Source organism: Flavobacterium calami (assembly GCF_038290035.1).
GTDB lineage: Bacteria > Bacteroidota > Bacteroidia > Flavobacteriales > Flavobacteriaceae > Flavobacterium > Flavobacterium calami.
On the sequence record NZ_JBBYHS010000009.1, the window covers coordinates 15,147 to 39,487 of the forward strand.

Here is a 24,341-nt window from a genome sequence, read left to right on the forward strand (position 1 = left end):
TGTTTTAATATACAACTTAGAGACGCACCGTTGTGCGTCTAATAAAAATCAAAAATCCGATTGTGAAAGCAATCGGATTTTTTGTTGAATAAATTAAGTTTTAGAAAATCTGAGTATCTTAGCGCCTCAGAATCTTAGTTTTTCAGAATGAAAAAAATACTCCTCCTTTCCGATACCCACAGTCATATTGATGATACTATTTTAAAATATGTCTCTGTGGCAGATGAAGTATGGCATGCGGGAGATATTGGTGATTTAAACGTTACAGATACTTTAAAAAAGCTAAAACCGTTGCGTTGTGTGTATGGAAATATTGATAATGCTGAGGCAAGATTGGAGTTTCCGCTTCATAACAGGTTTATGTGTGAAAATGTTTCGGTTTGGATAACACATATTGGTGGTTATCCCGGAAAATACAATCCGAATATCAGGGAAGAGATGACATCAAATCCTCCTAAATTATTCATTTGCGGGCATTCGCACATTCTGAAAGTTATGTTTGATAAAAAAAATAATTTATTGCACATGAATCCGGGAGCTGCCGGAAAAAGTGGTTTTCATCAAATGCGTACTATGCTTCGTTTTGTAATTGATGGCGACAAAATCAAAGATCTCGAAATTATAGAAATAGGAAAAAGAGCTTAATTAATCCTTTGTAGGAACATTGATTATAATAGAAGTTCCGTGATTGATCTTTGAAGTTACTTTAAAATGCCCATTCAGATTGTTTATTCTTGCGCTGATTTGATTAAGACCAAAACCTTCAACAAAATTAAACTTTTTGGTATCAAATCCTTTTCCGTTATCTGTAATTTCAATAATCATTTCGTTATCATTTTCTGTTAATGAAATAATAGCTTTACTCGCTTTACTATGTTTGATGATGTTGTTTAGAAGTTCAGAAACGATATAATAAATCCTGGTCTCAAACTGTTCTGTATATCTCTTTTTAATCGGAATAGTATTTTGAAATTCAAAATGTAAAGTAGAGTTAGAGTATTTTTCACATAAATCATCCAAAGCATACAACAATCCGAAACGAACCAACAGGGTAGGAAGTAAATCGTGTGAAAGATGTCTTACGTTATCATGAGTTTCATCCAGAATAAATTTTGTTTTTATGATTTCATCAGAAACAGGATTGTTTTGTGCTAAAAACACATTGAGGTGCATTCCTGCCGATGACAATGAAGCGCTAATGGTATCGTGCAAAAATAAAGCAACTTTTTTTCGTTCGCTTTCCTGGCCATCTATACTGGCATTGATGATGTTTTGGTGTATTTTATTCTGAATGTTTTTAATCTTGTTTTTTTGCTTCAGTTTAGCATTTTGGAAAAAAAAGTAAAAAAGAATGGTTATGATGATAAATAACATAATAATGATTCCAAAAATCTTCATGTGGCGGGATTGCTCTTCCTGTAATATTTTTTGTTTCTTTTTGTACGCTGTTTCGATTTTGTCAACTTCTCTTTTAAACTCATCCAGTTCAAGATTGATACCAATTAGTTTTGTTTTTTTTTGTTTTGCCAAAGTCAGAATTTCATCAGTAAGCCGATTAAACTCTAATATATTTTCATAAGCTTTTTTATAATTTTTGTTTTTAAATAAAAAAGCAGCATATTTTTTATGTGTTATGGATAAGTCAAATTTTTCTTGATTTTCATTGCCCAATTGAATAGCTTTTAAAAAGTAGAAGTTTGCTTTTAAGGTATCATTTATGTGGTCATAATAAACACCGTTTAACATGTTTAATGCGACTTGTGTTGATTCATCGCCATATTTTTTAAATTGATTAAGGTGTTTAAAATATGGTGTACCGTCTTTAAAATTTTTAATTTCAAAATAAGCCCATGTAATATTGAGTTTACGGAGATAGATTACTACAGGGTCAGATGTATCGATGCTATGTTTGAGGGCCTTTTTATAATGAAAAATCCCTTGTTGATATTGTTTTTTTTCAAAAAAATAAATGTTTGCTAAATTGTTGTTGATTTTGCCTTTGAAAATATTGTTGTCAGTATTATTAATGTATTGTTCTGCTTTACGATAGAAATCAAATGCCTTGTCCAGCATAAATAAATCATCAAAATTTACTCCTATTAGATTATAACAGCGGGCTATTAAATAATTATCATTAGTCTTAATAGCAAGTTTTAAAGCGAGTCTGGATTTTTTTAAAGATTTTTCGTAATTATCTTTTTTCCAATAATTAGTAGCTTCAGTTAATATTTTTTCGACTTCATTTTTTTGAGGAATAATAGTTTGAGAATAAGAATAAAAACTGAGTGTTAACACAATAATTGATGTGATAATTCGAATTTTACGCATTTTGTAAATTAAGGGGATTTATATGTGTTAATTTTTAATTTTAATTCAAATTTAATAATTAAATTCATGCGTTTTTTAAAATCATCATATTTATAATTGCCTGATATTTATTTTTTAAAGACAGATTTCTCAAATGTCTATAAATGATTGAGATTATCAATTAATTTAAAATCAAAAATTATGTTGGAAAATTTTTTAGAAAATGTAGAAACTTGTTATTTAGCAGACAAAGAAAAGTTTATACTTGTTTCAAATCCGGATGAAGAAGAAGATCCGGATGAAGAATTGAAGGATGGCGGAGATATAGATAAAGGAGGGAAAACAGATGCCTAAATCTTTATATATAAAGAAGAGTCTGTCTCAAATTTTTGAGACAGACTCTTTTTTTTTGTAGATACTGTGTTATAGTGGACTAAAGCTCCTTAAATAAACAAAAAATTATGCATTTAAAGGCACATTGATAACAATTGAAGTACCCTGGTTAATTTTCGACAATACATTAAAAACTCCATTCAGATTATTTATTCTCGCTCGGATCTGATTAAGACCAAATCCTTCAACAAAATTAAATTCATTGGTATCAAATCCTTTTCCGTTATCAGTAATCTCAATTGTCATTTCGTTTTGATTTTCCTTTAGTGAAACAATAGCACTGCTGGCCTGGCTATGTTTGATGATATTGTTCAAAAGTTCAGAAACAATATGATAAATCCTCGTTTCAAACTGTTCAGTATATCTTTTTTTAATCGGTATGCTATTTCTGAAATCAAAATGTAGGGTTGAGTTAGAGTATTTTTCACATAAATCATCCAGAGCATACAATAAACCAAATCGTACCAATAGAGTAGGGAGAAGGTCGTGAGAAAGGTCTCTTACTTTATCATGGGTTTCATCCAGAATAAATTTTGTTTTTATGATTTCATCAGAAACAGGATTATTTTGTGCCAAGAATACGTTGAGATGCATACCTGCAGATGATAGTGACGCACTAATGGTGTCATGCAAAAATAAAGCAACTTTTTTTCGTTCGCTTTCCTGGCCATCTATACTGGCATTGATTATGTTTTGATGTATTTTGTTTTCTATATTTTTAATTCTGTTTTTTTGTTTAAGCTTAGTATTTTGATAAAAAAAGTAAAAAAGAATTGTGATAAACAAGAATAAAGAAAGGGTGATTATGAATACTTTTTGATTTCGTTTTTTTTCTTTATGAAATAGTTGTTCCTTGTTTTTGTGTTCAAGTCCCATTTTATCTATTTCTCGTTTGAATTCATCAATTTTAAGATTTATTCCTGCAATTTCAGTTTTACGAGCCTTGTCTTCAAGGGCAATCTTGCCATTTGTTTCATCATAAGCGTTCAGATTTTCATAAGCCTTTTTGTAATCTCCATTTTTGAATAAAAAACGGGCATACTCCTGATAAATAAAAGATAAGTCTGTGTTCTCATCGTATTTTTTGGCATTTTTTATACCCTGTTTAAAATTATAATCTGCTTTTGGATTATTTTTCTTAAAGCCATGGTACATGCCGTTGAGTAAATAAGTGACCGCAATTGTTGTTTCAGAGCCGTGCTTTTCCTTGTGTGCGTTGATGTAATTTAGATAAGGTTTACCTTCAGGAAAATTCCCAACATCAAAGTAAGCCCACGCAATATTAAGGTTAGTAAGGAAAATTTGCGCAGAATCTTTGATTGCCCCACTAAAATAAAGAGATTTTTTGTAATAAGAAACCCCTTTTTCGTATTCTTTTTTATCAAAACAATAGATGTTTCCGATGTTGTTGTAGAGCCAGTTCTGTAATTCTAAATTTTTGGCTTTTTCTGCGTATATGAGACTTTTTTTATAATAAAACAAAGCTTTTTCGGGTTCAGAAATACCATCAAAATTGGCGGCTATTGTATTGTAGGCTTTGCCTATTAAATTGTTATTTTGAGAAACAAGCGCATGATTTAAAAGTTTTCTGGACTGGAGTAAAGATTTTTCGTAATTCTCTTTATGCAGGTTTATTGTTGCTTCGTTATAAAGTTTTAAAAGTTCTTTTTCAGTATAACTCTTTTTTTGTCCGACAGAAGTAACTGTAGAAAATACAAATACCCAAAAAAACATAAAATAACGATGAATTGACATGTTTAAAAGCTTAGAGTGTAAAATTATATTGTAAAAACTTTAAAATGGAATTCATAATTCTTTTGGGGTATTTTTTTTCAATAATCAGCGTATTTAATTTTTTGAAAGAATTAATAAAAAGTTATATGTAGCGCTATTTGTCTGATCAAAGGAATGATTTTATGATTTTATCAGATTGTTTTTAATAGCATATTTTACCAGTCCAATAGTGTTTTTGGTCTGTAATTTTTTCATGATGTTTTTACGATGTGTTTCTACCGTATTGGTACTGATGAATAATTGTTCACTAATTTCTTTTCCGCTGTATTCGAGCGAAATTAAAGTCACAATTTCTAATTCACGGCTGGTAAGGATAGAGTTTTCCGGAAAATTGTTTTTATTCAGTTTAGGATTGTTTTCTGTAAAAGTATTGAAGATTTTCTCTCTGACTGAATTACAAAAATATTCCTGCCCCTGATGAACTGCATCAACAGCTTCAATAATATTTTCGCCTGCGCATTTTTTCGTAAGATAGCCACTGGCTCCCAGATTCATAACTTCTTTAATGATTTTTAAATCATCATAACTGGATAAAATAATAACCTTGCAAGGGAATCCTTTTTGCTGAAACTCTTTTAATACTTCTATACCGTCTTTTTCAGGCATACTTAGGTCAAGTATCAATATTTCTGCATTGTTGGCTGTTACTTCGTCAAGGATGGTTAAACCATTTGAAGAGGAACCTACAATTTCAAAATCCGGTACAGTAGTTAATAAGTTTGTTAAGCCGTCAATGAGAACCAAATGATCGTCTGCTAAATGTATTTTTATTTTTTGTGTCATATATTGAGTGGAAAATAGCGATGTAAAATTATGTAAAAACTATTTATTAATAGTTGGTTTGTCATGTTTTTTTGTATGTTTTGCAAGGAATTAGTTAAAAAGGTGTACAAAAAAACCCGAATTGTAAAATTCGGGTTCTCTTCGCGCAATAAACTAAGTTTATAGGTTTATCTCAAACGATCCACAGATTTTACAAGATCTTCGTCCTTTTTGATGGCCTTATTAGCTAAAACTAATAACACGATAGCAACAATAGGAAGAAACATCCCAATACCTTTCTCAGAAACTGCGTTAACAGTTTCTCCAGATAAATTTAGTGAACGGTAAACAAATAATCCTAATAAAATTAAATTTAATATGATGTTCAGTCTGCCCATTACAAACTGATTTTGTCTTTTCTTGTATGAAATAATACTAATTATAGTAAGCATGGTACTTAGTGCCAATAAAACTGTGTAAAGCTGACTCTCCATGAAATAAAATGCTTTGCCATTATTTAACGTCCAAAGCGGGATAAAAAATAACAACACACCTGTGATTAAAAAGGTGAGGAGCAAATATACTGTCTGAATTCGTTGTATCATCTTTTGAAATTGTTCTACAAAAATATATTTTCTTTTTTATAAATACTATTGTATGATAAAATTTTATTCGTATTATTGCATCATAATACCGTAAGCACTTCATACTGCGGTCAATTCTAAATAATTATCTACTCTGTCTTTTTTACAGTATTTCCTTAAAAATAATTAAATTCATAGAACAATTCATGTTTGATATTTCTGCATTAAAAGAAATGAAGCTTTCTGAGCTTCAAGAAATAGCTAAATTAGCTAAAACGATAAAAATTAATGGTGTCAAAAAAGATACTTTGATCAGTCAGATTTTAGCGCATCAGGAATCGACCACTGAGCCGTCTGTACCTGCTGTTGCAAATGCAGAAGTAGTTGAGGATAAGCCAAAAAGAGCAAGGATTGCCTCTCCTAAAAAAACAGCAGCAGTGAGTAAAGACACCCCTGTTTTAGAGTTTGATAAAGTGGAAGAACCGCAAGAGGAAATACAAACTAAAGCTGTTTTAAAACCAAATGCCAAAATTCAGCCAAAACCAAAAGCTGATGAAGCTGCTGAAAACATTGCGGTAGAGAAAAAGGAACCAAAAATCGTTAAGTTTAATAAATCAGCGTACGAGAAAAAGGTTGCTTTGCAGAAAGAGAAAGAAACAGTTAAAGAAGAAAGTACTGAAGAAGCGGGAGAAACAGAAATAACTGTTCAGGCTTCAACTCCCGAAGCTGAAAAAGCTGAAGGAACTGCTCCGATTAAAAAGATTAATCCTAATCAGAATAAAAAACAAAATCCGAACCAGAATCAAAATCCAAACTCAAATCAAAACGGGAATGGAAATGGTAATGGCGGAAACCAAAATCCAAATCATAAAAATAAAAAGAATAATAATTTCAGGGATTCAGACTTTGAATTTGACGGAATTATAGAAAGTGAAGGTGTTCTGGAAATGATGCCTGACGGATATGGATTCTTACGTTCATCAGATTATAATTATTTAGCCTCTCCTGACGATATTTATTTGTCAACATCGCAAATCAGATTGTTTGGATTAAAAACAGGAGATACTGTAAAAGGTGTGGTTCGTCCTCCAAAAGAAGGAGAGAAGTTTTTTCCATTGGTTCGTGTCCTTAAAATTAATGGTCATGATCCGCAGGTGGTTCGCGACAGAGTTTCGTTTGAACACTTAACCCCGGTTTTTCCTTCTGAAAAATTCAAATTAGCCGAAAAAGGCAGTTCTATTTCAACCCGAATTATTGATTTATTTTCTCCAATCGGAAAAGGGCAGCGTGGTATGATAGTCGCACAACCGAAAACAGGTAAAACAATGTTGCTAAAAGATATTGCCAATGCAATTGCTGCGAATCATCCTGAAGTTTATCTAATCGTTCTTTTGATTGATGAGCGTCCGGAGGAGGTTACAGATATGCAGCGCAGTGTTCGTGGAGAAGTTATCGCTTCAACTTTTGACAGAGAGCCACAGGAACACGTAAAAATTGCTAATATCGTACTTGAAAAAGCAAAACGTCTGGTAGAATGTGGTCATGATGTTGTCATTCTTTTGGATTCGATTACACGTTTGGCAAGAGCTTACAATACCGTTCAGCCTGCTTCAGGTAAGGTTTTGAGTGGTGGTGTTGATGCCAATGCGCTTCAAAAGCCAAAACGTTTCTTTGGAGCTGCAAGAAATGTAGAAAACGGCGGTTCGTTGAGTATCATTGCGACAGCATTGACAGAAACAGGTTCTAAAATGGATGAGGTTATCTTTGAAGAATTTAAAGGGACTGGTAATATGGAGCTTCAACTGGATCGAAAAATTGCCAACAAACGTATTTTCCCTGCCATCGATCTTACATCATCAAGTACACGTCGCGACGATTTATTATTAGACGAGAAAACATTACAAAGAATGTGGATTATGCGTAAATACCTTTCTGATATGAATCCGGTAGAATCTATGGATTTTGTAAACGACCGTTTCAAGAAAACCCGAAATAACGAAGAGTTTTTGATTTCGATGAATGACTAAAAAGTTTCTAAGTTGTTGAGTGGCTAAGTTTATAAGAGTTTTACTTTGAGATTATTATATGAAAAAAGGGATGGGTTTTTAAAAACTCATCCCTTTTTTTAAACTTAGAAACTTAGAAACTTAGCAGCTTAGTGCCTCAGAACCTCAGAGACTTATTTCTTATCCACTACCGGTCTGTTTTCTCTGTTTGCTAAATCCCAGGCAACAACGAAAGCTAATTTTGTTCTTTTAGTTAAAGCATCATATTCGATTTTTTCTGCTATATCGTCCTTACCGTGGTAATCTTCGTGAACTCCATTAAAGAAGAAAACCGCCGGAATACCATGTTTGGCAAAGTTATAATGGTCAGAACGCTCATAAAAATGATTTGGATCTTTTGGATCGTTGAATTTAAAATCCAAATCCATTTTGATGTATTTGTCGTTTTGTGACACAACAGCATTGTGTAAATCTGTAGATAATCTGTCTGCTCCAATTACATACACATAATTGTTTGTTTTGGCGTGTTCAACATCACGACGGCCAATCATATCAATATTAATGTCTGCAATTGTGTTGGCAATCGGGAATAATGGATGCTCAGAATAATAACGGGAACCGTGCAAACCGTGCTCTTCGCCAGTTACATGAAGGAATAAAATAGAACGTTTTGGTCCATGCCCTTCTTTTTTAGCCTTTGCGAAAGCTTTCGCCATTTCTAATAAAGCTACTGTTCCGGAGCCATCGTCATCAGCACCGTTGTAAATTTCACCATTTTGGATACCCACATGATCGTAATGAGCAGAGATTACCAAAATTTCATCTGGTTTTTCTGAGCCTTCAATGTAGGCCCAGATATTCTCTGAGTCCTGTAAGTTTTCATTGTGTCTTGCGTTTAAGTAAGATGCCGGAATATGCTGATAGTAATCTGTAGCGCCTTTTGGAAAAGGGATTCCATTTTTTTTGTATTGCTCTATCATGTAAAGCCCTGCTTTTTTTTGTCCTTTCGAACCGGTTTCACGGCCTTCCATTTCATCTGAAGCTACCGTATAAAGCATTGTTTTTAAGTTTTTTTCGGAAATTTTTTCAATGTATTTAGAAGGATCTAAATTGTCCTTAGAGCCAACATGTTGAGTGTTTTTACATGAAAATGCAGAAACAATTAATAATAGAAATGCAATTTTTTTCATTATTCGTTTTTAATGTATATTGATGAATGTATAGAGAACATAAACAGTTAGTAAAAATAGAATAAAAAGAGAGTTTATAATGAATAACAATACACTTTTAACAAAAGAAACTATTCTTGATTCGCCATAAAAACGATGATGAGCCGGATAAAAATAATAACACATCCAGATTGTTCCAACAATGCTGGTAATTGTGGAAATAATATTCAGGGGACTATCTTTACCAAAAAGGCCGACAACACGGTCAATGATAAACATTACAAGAAAAATTAATAATAAAAATGAAAAATAGTGAAGTGTAAAAATACCGTGATCAAAATAATACCATTTTTTTTTATTGTGAAAAAGCCATAAGAAAAAAGCAAAAAAAGGCATGATAATAAATAAAATTTTAGGAAGGTTGTGAAAGAAAGATTCTGTGAATTTTACAAAAATTTCTTTTTTGGTATATTTCTCACTAATATGTATTGCTTTTTCAGCGAACCAGTAGCTGGTAGCATTAAGTTTATCTTCTTCTTTTCCGTGTTTCTGAATAGAATCAATTTTCTTCATGTTTGAAAAATGGAAGTATTTATTGTCTTCTTTTTTAATATTCAATTCTTGTGTAGCTTTTGCGATTTCCTTATTTATTTCCTTTTCACTTTTATTATTTTCGTTGACTTTAACTGGAAGCATAGCAATTAATAAGAACGTAATGAAACTGATGAAAATGTATAAACGAACCGGAGCCAAATAGGAAAGTCTTTTTCCGGAAAGATATTCTTTAGTCAAGGTTGCAGGTTTAAAAAGCAGATTCCGTATCGTTTTCCAAAAAGCATTTTCATAATGTGTCAGATCTTCAAAAAAGTGTACAAACAAGTGATGAAATGTTTTTCTGCTGTCTGAATTCTCTTGTCCGCAATTTGGACAAAATTTCTGCTCTACTACATGGCGGCAGTTGAGGCAGGTTTTATCTTCTCTGATTTTATTATGGGACATTGGTTTGGGTTTAGTTTTGGTTGATTAATTTGGTTACTTTTTAAGTACCTCGTTCAGAAAAAGCTTTAAATGTTCAAAAGACCGTTTTGCAGCTACGGCATTGTAGGCAGCCCCTTTTGAGTTGTCGTTTCCGGCTTCCGGGTTTGTGAATGAATGTACTGAATTTGCATAATAAATCATTTGCCAGTCGGCTTTCGTATCACGCATTTCCTGTTGAAAAGCAGTTATCTCTTCCTTTGAAACAAAGGGATCATCAGCACCATGACAGGCTAAAACTTTAGTCGTGATAGTTTCAGAAGGTCTTGCAGCATCTTTGCCTAAGCCTCCATGAAAAGAAACAACGCCTTTTACATTCAAATGTCCACGGGCAGCTTCTAAAACTCCGGTTCCGCCAAAACAATATCCAATAGCCACAATATTATCCGCATTTGCACCGGATTTGATTAATTGATCTAAGGCCAGCTGAATACGTTTTTGATATGCTTCATAATTTTTTTTGTAGTATCCTGCCTGTTTTCCGGCTTCAGAAGTGTTTTTAGGATAATTGCCTTCTCCATAAATATCAGCTATAAAAACAGTGTAGCCCAGTTTTGATAAGTTTTGGGCTATTTCTTTTGAAGCATTGTCAATTCCGAGCCATGCAGGCAAAAGCAAAATACCTGGATTTTGACTGCTTTTGTTGGCAGCTTTTATGGATAATCCATTTAAAACCTGATCTCCGTCGTTGTATTTTATGGTTTTTAATTGGGCGTTCATAGTGCTTAAAAATAAGGTAATAACTAAAATAAATAAGGTTGATTTTTTCATGATTTTTTACAATTTTAAACAAATATCTGAAATATAATCGTACAAAAAAACCTCAAAAGCTTTTTCTTTTGAGGTTTTGGTAAAGAATTTAAAATATTGAAAATTATAAGTTTACAGATTATTTGTAAAGTTTTAAAGCGTAATATTTCTTTTAAAAGCACATCCCAATTCTACAATAGAATCGGTTTTGGCAATGCCTGAAATCCGGTCTATTTTTTCATAAAGAACGTTTCGCATGTGCTCGTGGTTTTTGGCTATAATTTTTATGTAAAGTGTAAAGGAACCCGTCACATAATAACACTCTGTAATTTCCGGAATGGCTTTTAAAGCTTCAATAATTCTTTCTGAATCCGAATCTTTATTGAGTGTAATTCCGGTAAAAGAAGCCCAGTCATAACCAATTTTCTTTTCATTTACTAAAGGTTTAATTCCGGATAAAATTCCTTGTTCTGTTAAGCGATTAATGCGCTGATGCACCATCGTATTTGAGATTTTCAAATTTGCTGCGATTGTAGAAAAAGCCATTCTGCCATCTTTTTCCAGTTCCTTGATAATTTTGATGTCAAATTCGTCTAATGAATCCATTTTTTTATTGTTTAAAATTAAAATTGACTTTTAATTTGATTTTATTTTTAAAAATTGACTTTTAAATAATTAATTAAAGTCAAAAGTATTGATTTTTATTGTAAAATAAAATAATATAATTAATTTTGAAAAAGATAAAAAACTGAAAATCATGGAACAGACCAAACAAATTCTTTCGTCTAAATCAGAATCTTTAATAGAGAAAGAAAATAAATACGGAGCTCATAATTACCACCCGCTTCCTGTAGTTTTAGAAAAGGGAGAAGGCGTCTATGTCTGGGATGTGGACGGAAAGAAATATTACGATTTCCTTTCGGCTTATTCTGCTGTAAACCAGGGGCATTGTCATCCTAAGATTGTGGGTGCAATGGTAGATCAGGCGCAAAAGCTGACGTTGACTTCCCGTGCTTTTTACAATGATAAATTAGGAAATTACGAAGAATACGTAACCAGTTATTTTGGTTTTGATAAAGTATTACCAATGAATACAGGTGCCGAAGCGGTAGAGACGGCTTTGAAATTGTGTAGAAAATGGGCTTATGAAGTAAAAGGAATCCATGAAAATCTGGCGCAGATTATTGTTTGCGAGAATAATTTTCACGGAAGAACCACAACCATCATTTCGTTTTCGAATGATGAAAGTGCCCGTAAGAGTTTCGGTCCTTTTACAGAAGGTTTTATAAAAATTGAATACGACAATCTGGAAGCTTTGGAAAAAGCACTGGAATCATCAAAAAATATTGCCGGTTTCCTCGTAGAGCCAATTCAGGGAGAAGCCGGAGTTTATGTTCCGTCTGAAGGTTATTTAGCGAAAGCAAAAGCACTTTGCGAAAAACATAATGTATTGTTTATTGCAGATGAAGTTCAGACCGGAATAGCACGTACCGGAAAACTTTTAGCGGTTCACCACGAAAATGTACAGCCTGATATTTTGATTTTAGGGAAGGCAATTTCAGGTGGTGTTTATCCGGTGTCTGCAGTTTTAGCGAATAACGAAATTATGAATGTAATCAAACCGGGACAACATGGTTCTACTTTTGGAGGTAATCCGGTTGCGGCTGCTGTTGCGATTGCAGCTCTTGAAGTGGTGCAAGATGAAAAACTGGCTGAAAATGCAGAACGTCTGGGAATCATTTTAAGAGAAGGACTAAACGAAATCGCCGAGCGTAACAATTTGATTACACTGGTTCGCGGAAAAGGTTTGCTAAATGCCATTGTAATTAATACTGATGAAGAATCAGATTTGGCGTGGGAAATCTGCCTGAAATTCAAGGATAACGGTTTATTAGCAAAACCAACTCACGGAAACAAAATTCGTCTGGCTCCGCCTTTGGTGATTACCGAAGATCAAATTAAGGAGTGCCTTGCTATTATTGAGAAATCATTGAATCATTTCAAAAATTAAAATTTACTTTCTATCATAATGTTAAAAAAAGCTGCGATTACTTGTTTTTCGCAGCTTTTTGTTTTGTCAAAATTGAAATTATATAATGTAACTGTAACAATTATATAAATTTTTAAACAGAGAAGCAGAGTAGTTTTGGAAGACTTTAAAAACAAGACCTAAAAATTTTGTTTAACCTTATAAATTATTTCAAAATGGCTTACGCAAATAATGATTTAACACGCTTTTTAGATGCACAGAACAAACTTTATCTTACTGCCTACTCCGAATTAAAAAAAGGGAAGAAAGAAACGCACTGGATGTGGTTTATTTTTCCGCAGCTAAAAGGTTTGGGCAAAAGCACGATAGCTAAATATTATGCGCTGGCTGATCTTAAAGAAGCAGAAGATTTTTTGAATCACCCTATTCTGGCGAAACACCTGATTGAAATTTGTAATGTTTTATTGGAATATAAAGCAAAATCAATTGAGGCTATTCTTGGAGAATTAGATGCAAGAAAGCTTCGTTCTTCAATGACTCTTTTTTCTCAGGCTCAAAATGCTGATCCTGTATTTCAGGAAATATTGAATGTTTTTTTCTTAGGATATTCAGATCCGCTTACTTTAGCTAAAATAACCGCACCATTAGAAATAGCTATGGCATCTTAATTTACTTTCTTACTTAGTTATATAAATCAAAAAGCGATTGTTTTTCGGGCAATCGCTTTTTTTGGTTATGAATAATTGAACTTTTTTTTAAAAAAATAGTTACTTTTTAGAAGTGTTCCAGTATCAGTTCAAATGATACGGTTTCATTAAATTTTATTGTAAGGATCTACTTTTTGCTAACGAATTGCATCAAGTACAACCTCTTCATTAGTAATTCTGGAAAGATTTATAGCTGTTTCAATAAGAGCTAAATGAGAATATGCCTGAGGGAAATTCCCTAAAAGGCGTTTGGTTTCAAAATCGATATCTTCACTAAATAATCCTAAATGGTTACTGTAAGAAAGTAACTGTTCAAAAAGTTTTTCCGCTTTTCTTTCTTCTCCTATTTTGTACAGGCTGTTAATGAACCAAAAAGTACAAATTGTAAAAGAAGAGGAGGGAAGACCAAAATCGTCCTTGTTTTTATAACGGTATAAAAGTCCGTCATTGCTCAGGTCACGCTCAATTGCTTTAACTGTTGCTACATATTTTGGATCCATCGCTTCAATAAACCCGTAACTTTCCATTAAGAGTACTGAAGTGTCAAGGTCGTTAGAACCATAAGACTGTGTAAAAGCCTGAACGGATTCATTCCAGGCATTTTCCATAATGTCATTTTTTATAGCAGCAGCCAGTGGTTCCCACTTTTCTGCTTTGTGTTTTTTGCCCAATATTCTGGCAACTTTAATGGCTCTGTCTATGGCTGTCCAACATAGTATTTTAGAAAAAGTAAAATGCCTTTCTTCTGTCCTGAACTCCCAGATTCCTTTATCAGGTTCCTGCCAGTGTTTGTCAACCACCCAAACTATTCCTTTGGTGATGTTCCATAGTTCTTCGCCGTTTTCGGTATCATTACTAAACGTAATAAGCTGTTGATGAATTACATCCATAAGAATGCCATATATGTCGTTCTGGCGCTGAGAATAGGCTGCATTACCAATTCTTACAGGTTTGCTGCCCATGTATCCGCTGAGGTGATCGAGAGTTTCTTCTGTCAGTTTTTTTTCTTTATTGATACCATACATGATTTGCAGTTTCTCATCTTTATTAGGAACTAAATCAATGATGAACTGCAGGTAATCTTTAGCAAGTTTTTTATGACCAAGTTCAGAAATCACTTTCACTACCATAGAAGCATCCCGAATCCAGCAGAATCTGTAATCCCAGTTTCGGACTTCGCCAATAGTTTCCGGCAGAGAAGTCGTGGCTGCAGCCAAAACTGCGCCGGTTTTTTCGTAACTAAGTAATTTAAGCGTAATGGCACTGCGCGCAATCTGCTCATTGTACTTTTTATATTCTGTTGTTTTATCACTCCAGCTAAGCCAATATGTTTTGGTTCGTTCAAACTCCAGGTTTATTTTTGTGAGCGTTGGAATAAAAATTTTCTCATTATAAGCCATTAGCAAATAACCGTCTCCCTTAAGCTTGATTTCGTTTCCATTAGCAATACTTTCCAAATCTAAATTGCTGTAAAGGAAAAGTGAATCGAATTTTATTGTACCGGTAAGGCTGACAATATGATTTTCTTTAACATAACTGCTTGTTACACCTGATGAGTAATCCAGACGCGGATCATAAATTATCCTGAACGAAGGATTTCCGGATAGTTTTTTAAAATACCGGATAATTTCCGGAGGTGCCATATATCCTCCTTTTTCTTTTCGGTACCGCGGCATGAAATCGTTAATTTCAAAAGTGTCTGTGCCGTTAGAAAAAGTAGTTACTAATATACTTGTGTTTGGTATATATTTTTGGGTAATCGTGTAATCATCAGTCACCTGTATTTCAAAACTTCCTCCAATTTCCTGATCTAATATTTTTGCAAATACCGATGCAGAATCAAATTCCGGAAGGCAACACCATTCGATAGCTCCTGTGTCCGAAACCAATGCCGCACTGCGACAATTACCAATTATACCATAGTTTAAATTCTTCATAAAGTCATCTTTTAGTTAGGTAAAAGGGTATTAATTATTTAAATTTACTAAAACGATGTTATTAATCCAAACCATTTTTTGATGAATAAAACAATTATAGTTTCCAATCGCCTTCCTGTTGACCTTAAATTTGATGACCAAAAGTTAGTAGTAAAATCAAGTGTTGGGGGACTTGCGACCGGAATGAAATCAATTCACTCTGAAGGAAACGGAATCTGGATAGGCTGGTCTGGACTTACAGATGAACAAATTGAATCAGAAAGAAAAAAAAATGAAGTTGAAATTGCACTGGCCAAAGAAAAGTGCATCAGTGTTCCCCTGACAGGATACGATATTGAGAATTATTATTATGGATTTAGTAATACCGCATTATGGCCTCTTTTTCATTATTTTCAGGCATATACAGAATTTGAACTTACCCATTGGGAATCTTATAAAAAGGTGAATCAGAAGTTTGCTGATGTTATCCTTGAAAATATAAATGAAGGGGATACAGTATGGATTCATGATTATCAGCTATTATTGCTTCCTGAATTACTAAGACATAAAGTACCAAACCTTACAATTGGTTTTTTTCTTCATATTCCATTTCCGTCATTCGAGCTTTTCAGGACTTGTCCGTGGCGTGATGAATTATTATATGGTATGCTTGGTGCTGATCTTATTGGCTTTCATACCTATGATTATGTAAGGTATTTTATCAGTTCTGCGTCCAGGATTGCCGGACTTGAAATTCGATTTAATGAAATATTTTACAAGGACAGAATTGTAAAAGTAGATTCTTTTCCTATGGGAATTGATTATGACAAGTATTATAATTCGGCTCTTGAACATGAATCACGACCGGATGACACTAAGTCTGAACTCATGCACAATATAGAACTGCATAATATGTCCTTTTCTGAAAGTAAGCTTATTCTATCAATCGACCGAATGGACTACACTAAAGGGATTCCGAACAGAATAAAGTCATTTGAATATTTTCTGAACAAATACCCTCAATACAAAGGAAAAGTGAGACTGGTGATGCTTTCTGTTCCCTCAAGGGAAAATGTCCCGAAATACCAGCGTTTAAAACGCGAAACAGATGAATTAGTAGGTAGGATAAACGGCCAGCTGGCAACGGTCAACTGGACTCCTATATGGTATTTTTACAGGTCAATGCCTTTTGATGACCTGATTGATTTATATGTTGCCTCTGATGTAGCTCTCGTAACGCCAACAAGAGACGGGATGAATCTTGTCGCCAAGGAATATGTAGCAACAAAAACACAAGGTAAAGGCGTACTTGTTTTAAGCGAAATGGCTGGTGCGGCTAAAGAAATGTATGAAGCGCTTCTTGTAAACCCTAATAATTTTGATCAGATTGCAGATACCCTGAAATATGCCCTTGAAATGCCAGAAGCGGAACAAAAATCGAGATTAGAAACCTTACAGAAAAGAATTTCACGCTATAATGTAGAAAAATGGGCAGAGTCATTTCTGAATGCCCTTGAAATCACTAAAACTTCAAAACCCATCACGATTACCAAAAAAATTAATCCTGAAATTATTCACGATATTTCAATGGATTATAAGAATTCCGGAAAAAGGCTGCTTTTACTTGATTATGACGGAACATTGGTAGGATTTAAGAATATACCAGGAGATGCAAGTCCGGATGATGAATTATACGCTCTTTTGGACAGCATTGCAACAGATGAAAATACCGAAATCGCCATAATCAGCGGGCGTGATCGTAAGACCCTGGAAAGTTGGTTTGGACATAAGAATTATACTTTAATAACAGATCATGGTGTATGGCTTAGAAAAAAAGAAAAAGAATGGGTAAGTCTGGAGCATCTTAAATCCGAATGGAAAGAAAATATCCGACCCATTATAGAAAGTTTTACAGATAGTACACCCGGCACTTTTATTGAAGAAAAAAACTATTCTCTTGCCTGGCACTACAGAAGGGCCGATGCTGATCTTGCCAATTTAAGGACAATGGAACTTAAACATGTCCTCACCAGCCTTTTGGCAAATAATTCGCTTTCAGTACTTGAAGGAAATAAAGTGCTCGAAGTAAAGAGCAGCAATGTGAACAAAGGACGTGCAGCAGGAAGATTGGTAACCGAGGGTAATTACGATTTTATTTTAGCCATTGGAGATGACTGGACGGATGAATATATGTTTGAGGAATTACAGGATAGTGCCTACACCGTAAAAGTTGGAAATACAAAAACTGCAGCAAGGTATTTTGTCAATGATATTGATGAGGTTCGGCAAATTTTACAGCATATAAAATATGTCTCCATTTTTTAAGATTTGAAGAAAAGCGGAAACTAAATATTTACAAACACAAAAAGGCGATTGAATCAACAATCGCCTTCTGTTTATAATTACTTAAAATATCAAAAAAAGCAATTATTTTTTAGCAGCTGCTCCCGGAATCAGTTCATTTTTTTGTTTGAATTTACTGTATTCCACAACACCGGTTTTGTCCGCCCAGTCAAAATATTTTGCCGAAAGCTCATTTACAATTCCCGTGTTTTGCTGTGCGACATTGTTGGTTTCGCCTCTGTCATTTTCAAGGTTGTAAAGTTCCCATTGGTAGGATGGGTAGATAGAAACCAATTTCCATTTGCCATCTCTCACGGCTCTGTTTCCGGCTCTTTCCCAGAATATCGGAGCACCTCTGTTCACTTCTGAAGCACCATCAATTAACACAGGCAATAAACTTTTTCCAGGTAACGGATTTGAGGTTACACCATTTAATTCTTTTGGATACTGGATTCCCGCCAAATCATAGAAAGTAGGAGCAAGGTCAATTAAATGTCCGGTTCCTTTATCAATTCTTCCTGCTTTGATTTTGGATGGATACCAGGCAATGAAAGGAGAACTGAAACCACCTTCGTGCATGTTATTTTTATAATCCTGTAATGGTGTGTTGGATAAATAAGCCCAGTTTTGTTCCTGATAATCGAAAGAACCTGAAGTTCCAATTGGCCCGTCATTTTTTACCAAACCTCTTCTCAACGGATTGTAGGTGTTGAAACCGCCTTGTGCACCATTATCAGAGATGAAAACAATTAACGTGTTTTTGTCTTTTTTCAGTGCTTTTAATTTCTCTAAAACTTTTCCAACATTCTGATCCATGTTGTCTACCATTGCGGCGTAAACCTCCATTTTGACTTTCCAGAATTGTTTTTCGTCATACGTCAGTTTATTCCATTCCGGTACTTCAGGATCTCTTGGAGCAATGGTCTGGTCTGCCAGTAAAATACCGTTTTCTTTCAGTTTTTTGATTCTTTTTTCTCTTAAAACATCCCAGCCTTCATCAAATTTTCCACGGTATTTGGCAATGTCAACAGGTTTTGCCTGCAATGGCCAGTGTGGTGCTGTAAAAGCTAAATACAAAAAGAAAGGTTTGTTTTCTTTGTTTTGTTCATCCAGAAATTGAACGGCATTGTTCCCGATTTCATCTGTAAAATAATAAGAGTCAGCTTTTGGGTGCAACTCTTCATTATTACGAATTAACGCTACCGGATAAGGGGATTTCCCAAAAGGTAATCCGTCTGTATTAAAATAATTGGCAGCACCTTTTAAGATTCCGTAAAATTTATCAAAACCTCTTTGATTTGGCCATTGTGCTTTATCCTCAGAACCTACGTGCCATTTTCCGGACATTAAAGTGCTGTAACCGCCGGAACGGAAAACTTCTCCTAAAGTCAAAGATTCTTTGTTAAGATACCCCTGATAAGCCGGCAATCCTAAATTCACATCAAAATATCCAACACCGGCTTTGTGCTGATACTGTCCCGTTAAAAGTGAAGCCCTTGTTGGCGCACAGATGGAGTTGTTGTAAAACTCGCGCAAACGTGTACCTTCTTTCGCTAATCGGTCGAGGTTTGGCGTATTAATTTCGGAACCATAATTTCCTAAATCAGAATACCCCATGTCATCTACCATAATCAGGATTACGTTTGGTTTTGACGAATTGGTTTGCGCACTCAGTTGATAAGATCCTAATGCCCCGATCAGCAGGGCTGAAAGCAAAGTTGTAATTCTTTTTTGATTCATCTTATTGTAATTTTATATTAATTGTTTTGTTTGTGTAGTCTTTTTACGATCAATTCACTTTATCTCTCCACTCAGGAACTTGTTTCAGATTTTTATTCAAATCCAGTTCTCTTTGAGGAATCGGGAAATGAACATGTTTAGGCTGTGCATTAGTTTTTCCGGCTGCTTTTAGTCTGGCAACAAAATAATCCGGACCTCTTCTTGAAAGATCAAACCAGCGCTGGTATTCGTAAACCAGTTCTTTTCTTCTTTCTTCAAAAACAGCTTCTCTAAAATCGTCTTTGCTGATTGAAGGAGAAGTTACCGACAGCAAATCAATTCCGGCTCTTTCCCTAACGCGGTCAATTCCGGCAAAGGCTTCTGTAGTTGGTCCGTTAAGTTCATTTAAGGCTTCTGAATTGATTAGCAATATTTCTGCAAATCGGATAATGGGTGTGTTTTTCGAAGACTGTCCCGGTGATGCCGGAGTTGTGGGATCAAAATATTTATTGAAATGAGGTGCTACTTTATACGTTTTTCCATCTGTCGGACTCACAAATTCTACTGCAAACGTGATGTATTTACGTTTATCATTTTCGGCGAAAGCCTGAAACAAACCTCCGGCAGTATGCAGCGCATCAGCCTGATCTCCCGCAATCCCCGGAACCGAAGTAGGAGCGGCAGTAGAAGCCAACATGTTTCCGTTCCAGTTGGTAAGCCCTTTAAACTGTGCTGAAAAAATATGTTCTTTGCCATTTTTAGTGGCTACATTAAATACATCAGCAAAATTTTCGAACAGATCATAAACCTTGCTGTCGATAACTTCCTGGCTCTTGTCAGCTGCTTTTTGCCATTTTTTCTGTGTCAGATATACTTTAGATAATAAACTTTTTGCAGCTCCCGAAGTTACCCTTCCTTTTACTGACTGAACTTCCGGCAAGGCTTCAGCATCAAGCAAATCGGCTTCGATCTGAGCGTAAACATCAGCTTCAGGGGTATTGGAAACGTTAATAGCTTCCGGTGTTAGACTTTTGGTTTCGTGCAAAACCAACGGAACATCCCCAAACCATCTCACAATATTGAAATACAATACAGCTCTTAGAAATTTTGCTTCATTAATCAGATCTTTATCTTTTTGTGAATTCAGATTCGGATTTTTAGCAATGTTGTCGATTGCCACATTTGCCCTGTTTATTCCGTCATAACTCTGACGCCAAATTTCTAACATACGGTCATTTGAAGCATCATGCGTCAGGTTTGATAAAGCTCTAACATGTGCATTTCTGGCTCTTGGACCCGCTTCATAATCATCTGTTGCCATTTCGGTCGAAATTTGAATCAGACGGTTGTAAAGCGTATGTGTACTGCTGTTGATGGCATTATAAATTGATAGTACGGCAGCATCAGCATCTTCAGTAGTATTGTAAAAATTACTTGTAGCGATAAAGGCTTTTGGATTTTCATCCAAAGGATTACAAGCACTAAGGCTGAAAATAAGTAGTAGACTATATAGTGTGATATTTTTCATGATGTATCGTTTTAAAATGTTACAATTAAACCACCCGAAATGGTTTTGGATGCAGGGTAAATTCCTGTATCTGTTCCCGGAGAAATTGTGGTTCCGTTCGTTACTTCAGGATCAAATCCTGTGTATTTTGTGAAAGTGAAAAGGTTTTCTCCGACAACTCTGAATTTAACAGAAGTCAGAAGCAGTTTTTCTGAAACCTTTTTCGGTAAATTATAGCTGAATGTGATGTTTTTGATTCTCACAAAAGAGCCGTCTTCAACAAATCGATTTGAGAAAACCGGTGCAGGATCCAGTTTGGCACGTGGCGTAGTTGTACTTGGATTAGTCGGTGTCCAGGCATCTAAAGCACTTGTCGAAGCATTTTGCTGGCCGTTGTATAATTCAAGTGCCTGAGCGTTTCCGTTCAGGATTTTATTTCCAACCGATCCATTGATAAGCGCAGATAATTCAAAACCTCTGTAAGTAAAAGTATTAGTGAAACCAAATATAAAATCAGGCTGTGCATCGCCAATGCTTGTTCTGTCGGCAGCGGTTGTAAAGGCATCGTCTCCATTAATATCTTTATACAAACGATCACCTGCTTTAGGAGTTGCATTTCCTGTAAAAACTCCTTTTGTGGCAACATCCGCTGTCTGCAATATCCCATCTGTTACTGCACCGTAAAAAGTTCCTAAAGATTCTCCTTTTCTAAGGATATAATTTCCGAAAGTATAGAATTCAGCATCATTCCCAAGCGCAATGATTTTATTGTTATTGAATGAAATATTAAAATTTGAAGTCCATGAAAATGCTGTGTTTCCAAGCGCTGTATTGATTCCTAATTCAATTCCCTGATTTTGTACGGTACCAAAGTTTTGCAAAGAAGACGTAAATCCGGTAGTATATGGAATCTGAACTGCCAGCAATAAATCTTTGGTTGTTTTGCGGTAAACATCAACAGTCAGGTTTAATTTATCATCAAAAAAACCAACGTCAACACCTGCATCAAATTGATTGGTCAGTTCCCATCCTAAATCGTCATTTGATATTCTTGTTGGGGTAAAACCGGTATAAATCTGGTCTCCAAAAAGATATTTCACGCTGCTTAATGTAGAAAGTGACTGGTATTCTCCAATTTCCTGATTTCCGGTTGCTCCGTAACTGCTTCTGATTTTTAAGCTGTTAATAACATCTTTTACAGGCGCAAAAAAGTCTTCATTACTAATTTGCCATGCTGCAGCAAAAGAAGGGAAGTAACCCCATTTATTGTTTTGCCCGAATCTTGAAGAACCATCTGCTCTTAAACTTGCGGTCAGGAAATATTTTGAAGCATAGTTGTAGTTAATCCTTGATAAATACGAATTCAAAGCCCAGGTGCTTTCTCCCGATGAGGGCATTAAAGCCACATTACCGCTTTGAAGGCTGTAATAATACGTTACATCATTTACATATTGCTGTGAACCGGCTGTAACAAATTCTTTTGTAGAATGTTGCTGAGTATAACCGGCCAAAACATTCAGATTGTGTTTTTCTCCAAAAACTTTAGAGTAGGTAAGGGTGTTTTCGTTTAACCAGGTTCTGGAATCTGCCGTTCCAATTTTTCCTTCTCCATTTGTAATCAGTCCTTCATAAATAGAGGATGGAAGATAACTTTTCTCTTTGTTGAAAATTAAATCGGTTCCAAAAGAAACTTTGAAAACAAGGTTTTTCAAAATGTCATATTCTCCATAAATAGTTCCCAGAATTCGGTCAGTGATTGATTCATTTTTGCGCTCATTTAAAGTTGCAATAGGGTTTGCAAAGATGTTTTCAAACGGATTTCTCAATGTATAACTTCCATCCGGTTCATAAATAGTAGCAGTAGGAGGCATACTCAATAAAGATGTGATTAAACCTGTAGGAGCGACTTTTGCTTTGGTTTCGGCAATAGTAAGATTTAAACCAATTTTAAACTTACTGCTTATTTTTGAGGTCAGGTTTACTCTTCCGCTCAGCCTTTCAAATCCTGTATTTTTGATAACTCCTTCCTGATTGTAATAATTGCCGGAAACAGCATATCTGGTCTGATTGTTTCCGCCTGAAATACTTAACTGATGATTTTGAACCAGTCCTTTTTGAAATGCTTCTTCCTGCCAGTCAACACCTTTTCCTAATGCTGCAATTTGCGCTTCACTTAAATATTGGTTTTGTCCCAAAGCAGGATTTGTGTCGTAAAGTGCTGCATTTCTAAGTCGGGCGAAACCTTTTGCATCCAAAACATCAACTTTATTACGAACTTCCTGCTGGCCAATTGTAAAATCGTAATTTACCGTCATGGCATTGGCAGAACCTTTTTTCGTAGTAATAATAACAACACCATTTGCACCTCTTGAACCGTAAATAGCTGTTGATGAGGCATCTTTTAAAACTGTAATCGATTCAATATCCGAAGGGTTTATAGAAGATAACGGATTGGTTGGCGTACCGCTTAAAACCCCTGAAGTCACATCTGAATTATAAAGTGGGAATCCATCAATTACATACAATGGCTCATTTCCTCCCTGAATCGAACTCCCTCCACGAATACGAATGCTTAATCCTGCCCCTGGCTGACCTGAAGTCTGTGTAACATTAACCCCAGCAACAGAGCCCTGAAGCGAACTTTCGAGTGTTCTTTGTGTGGCTTTTAATGCTGTAGAAGAAACGGTTTCGGCAGCACCTGTATAATCTTTTTTAGTGGTGCTTCCGTATCCAATGATAACAAGTTCATCCAGTTCCTTGCGGTCTTCTTTTAAGGAAATCTGAACAAAATCGGTATTTGCGGTGTGTTCTGCGGTAACATAACCGATATAACTTACGATTAATATGTAGGGAAATTTTTGACCGGTCTGAAAATAGAATTTTCCGTCTAAATCGGTTACGGCAGTATGTGTGGTACCTTTGATCTGAATGTTAACCCCCGGAATTGGCTGATTGGTAACCTGATCAATGACAGTTCCGTTTAATGTAGAGTTAATAGTAGCTTGTGTATTTTGGGCATTAATTCCGGCTGAAATCAATAAAATGCTAATCCATAAAAGGATATTTATATTTTTTTTCATTACGTAGTTTTGGTAATTATAAAAGGAGCCCTGAAAGTTTGTTTTTAAACTCTCTGTTAGTCCTTTGATTTAGCGATAAATTTTCTTTAATCCTGATATATTTCCGTTGCCGCAGAAATATTTTTTTTAGCAGCTGCTATACATTTTCTTCATATTATTGAGTTTAAAATTTGTTTTTGAATATATTTAAATATGCTTTTGCCCATAATTGAAGCAAAATGCGTGGTATTTACATTAAATTTTTTGATGAGGTAATGATTCGCCTGAAATCATTTATAA

At 34.8% G+C, this 24,341-nt stretch carries 18 protein-coding genes; 6 read left to right on the forward strand and 12 right to left on the reverse strand.

Features of this window, described 5'->3' with window-relative positions; translation table 11 throughout:
* Nucleotides 1-147: 147 nt before the first annotated feature.
* The gene (locus tag AAEO57_RS09435; RefSeq protein ID WP_341691937.1) at nucleotides 148-645 is read left to right on the forward strand and encodes a metallophosphoesterase family protein; all 498 of its coding nucleotides are present in this window, start codon (nucleotides 148-150) and stop codon (nucleotides 643-645) included.
* Here AAEO57_RS09435 and AAEO57_RS09440 read toward each other — a convergent pair whose 3' ends face one another.
* Nucleotides 646-2,328, reverse strand: a complete 1,683-nt coding sequence (locus AAEO57_RS09440; RefSeq protein WP_341691938.1) for a tetratricopeptide repeat-containing sensor histidine kinase — start codon at nucleotides 2,326-2,328, stop codon at nucleotides 646-648. It lies immediately after the preceding gene.
* Nucleotides 2,329-2,508: 180 nt separating this feature from the next.
* On the opposite strand from AAEO57_RS09440, the gene AAEO57_RS09445 reads away from it, so the two are divergent.
* Nucleotides 2,509-2,661: a hypothetical protein gene (locus tag AAEO57_RS09445; RefSeq protein ID WP_341691939.1), complete on the forward strand. Its 153-nt coding sequence runs from the start codon at nucleotides 2,509-2,511 to the stop codon at nucleotides 2,659-2,661.
* 105 nt (nucleotides 2,662-2,766) lie between these two features.
* On the opposite strand, the gene AAEO57_RS09450 is transcribed toward AAEO57_RS09445, so the two are convergent.
* The 3 genes from AAEO57_RS09450 to AAEO57_RS09460 all read right to left on the reverse strand — a co-directional run bounded on the left by AAEO57_RS09450 (nucleotide 2,767) and on the right by AAEO57_RS09460 (nucleotide 5,861).
* Nucleotides 2,767-4,455, reverse strand: a complete 1,689-nt coding sequence (locus AAEO57_RS09450; RefSeq protein WP_341691940.1) for a tetratricopeptide repeat-containing sensor histidine kinase — start codon at nucleotides 4,453-4,455, stop codon at nucleotides 2,767-2,769.
* A gap of 159 nt (nucleotides 4,456-4,614) precedes the next feature.
* On the reverse strand, nucleotides 4,615-5,277 hold the full coding sequence (locus tag AAEO57_RS09455; protein ID WP_341691941.1) for a response regulator: 663 nt from the start codon (nucleotides 5,275-5,277) through the stop codon (nucleotides 4,615-4,617).
* Between the two features lie 167 nt (nucleotides 5,278-5,444).
* Nucleotides 5,445-5,861: a DUF4293 domain-containing protein gene (locus AAEO57_RS09460; protein WP_341691942.1), complete on the reverse strand. Its 417-nt coding sequence runs from the start codon at nucleotides 5,859-5,861 to the stop codon at nucleotides 5,445-5,447.
* Between the two features lie 185 nt (nucleotides 5,862-6,046).
* Here AAEO57_RS09460 and rho point away from each other — a divergent pair, with 185 nt between their 5' ends.
* The gene (gene rho, locus AAEO57_RS09465) at nucleotides 6,047-7,867 is read left to right on the forward strand and encodes a transcription termination factor Rho (protein ID WP_341691943.1); all 1,821 of its coding nucleotides are present in this window, start codon (nucleotides 6,047-6,049) and stop codon (nucleotides 7,865-7,867) included.
* Between the two features lie 152 nt (nucleotides 7,868-8,019).
* Here the strand turns inward: rho and AAEO57_RS09470 are convergent, their stop codons facing one another.
* The 4 genes from AAEO57_RS09470 to AAEO57_RS09485 all read right to left on the reverse strand — a co-directional run bounded on the left by AAEO57_RS09470 (nucleotide 8,020) and on the right by AAEO57_RS09485 (nucleotide 11,406).
* Nucleotides 8,020-9,036: a M28 family peptidase gene (locus AAEO57_RS09470; RefSeq protein WP_341691944.1), complete on the reverse strand. Its 1,017-nt coding sequence runs from the start codon at nucleotides 9,034-9,036 to the stop codon at nucleotides 8,020-8,022.
* Nucleotides 9,037-9,045: 9 nt separating this feature from the next.
* Entirely contained in the window at nucleotides 9,046-10,014 is a 969-nt protein-coding gene (locus tag AAEO57_RS09475) for a DUF3667 domain-containing protein (protein WP_341691945.1), read from the reverse strand.
* Nucleotides 10,015-10,047: 33 nt separating this feature from the next.
* On the reverse strand, nucleotides 10,048-10,821 hold the full coding sequence (locus AAEO57_RS09480) for a dienelactone hydrolase family protein (RefSeq protein ID WP_341691946.1): 774 nt from the start codon (nucleotides 10,819-10,821) through the stop codon (nucleotides 10,048-10,050).
* Nucleotides 10,822-10,953: 132 nt separating this feature from the next.
* Nucleotides 10,954-11,406, reverse strand: a complete 453-nt coding sequence (locus tag AAEO57_RS09485) for an Lrp/AsnC family transcriptional regulator (protein ID WP_341691948.1) — start codon at nucleotides 11,404-11,406, stop codon at nucleotides 10,954-10,956.
* Nucleotides 11,407-11,557: 151 nt separating this feature from the next.
* Between AAEO57_RS09485 and rocD the strand changes: the two genes are divergently transcribed.
* Nucleotides 11,558-12,811, forward strand: coding sequence for an ornithine--oxo-acid transaminase (rocD, locus tag AAEO57_RS09490; protein WP_341691950.1), 1,254 nt, complete (start codon nucleotides 11,558-11,560; stop codon nucleotides 12,809-12,811).
* 194 nt (nucleotides 12,812-13,005) lie between these two features.
* The gene (locus AAEO57_RS09495; RefSeq protein WP_341691953.1) at nucleotides 13,006-13,458 is read left to right on the forward strand and encodes a DUF1810 domain-containing protein; all 453 of its coding nucleotides are present in this window, start codon (nucleotides 13,006-13,008) and stop codon (nucleotides 13,456-13,458) included.
* Nucleotides 13,459-13,634: 176 nt separating this feature from the next.
* On the opposite strand, the gene AAEO57_RS09500 is transcribed toward AAEO57_RS09495, so the two are convergent.
* The gene (locus AAEO57_RS09500; protein ID WP_341691955.1) at nucleotides 13,635-15,434 is read right to left on the reverse strand and encodes a glycoside hydrolase family 15 protein; all 1,800 of its coding nucleotides are present in this window, start codon (nucleotides 15,432-15,434) and stop codon (nucleotides 13,635-13,637) included.
* Nucleotides 15,435-15,515: 81 nt separating this feature from the next.
* Here AAEO57_RS09500 and AAEO57_RS09505 point away from each other — a divergent pair, with 81 nt between their 5' ends.
* Nucleotides 15,516-17,738, forward strand: coding sequence for a bifunctional alpha,alpha-trehalose-phosphate synthase (UDP-forming)/trehalose-phosphatase (locus AAEO57_RS09505; RefSeq protein ID WP_341691957.1), 2,223 nt, complete (start codon nucleotides 15,516-15,518; stop codon nucleotides 17,736-17,738).
* Between the two features lie 102 nt (nucleotides 17,739-17,840).
* Here the strand turns inward: AAEO57_RS09505 and AAEO57_RS09510 are convergent, their stop codons facing one another.
* The 3 genes from AAEO57_RS09510 to AAEO57_RS09520 are packed head-to-tail and all read right to left on the reverse strand — an operon-like array spanning nucleotide 17,841 to nucleotide 24,062.
* A complete protein-coding gene (locus AAEO57_RS09510; protein WP_341691959.1) occupies nucleotides 17,841-19,496 on the reverse strand; it encodes an arylsulfatase in 1,656 nt (551 codons plus the stop codon).
* Between the two features lie 49 nt (nucleotides 19,497-19,545).
* Entirely contained in the window at nucleotides 19,546-21,003 is a 1,458-nt protein-coding gene (locus AAEO57_RS09515) for a RagB/SusD family nutrient uptake outer membrane protein (protein ID WP_341691961.1), read from the reverse strand.
* Nucleotides 21,004-21,014: 11 nt separating this feature from the next.
* Complete coding sequence (locus AAEO57_RS09520; protein ID WP_341691964.1) at nucleotides 21,015-24,062, reverse strand: SusC/RagA family TonB-linked outer membrane protein; 3,048 nt, start codon at nucleotides 24,060-24,062, stop codon at nucleotides 21,015-21,017.
* Nucleotides 24,063-24,341 lie beyond the last annotated feature (279 nt).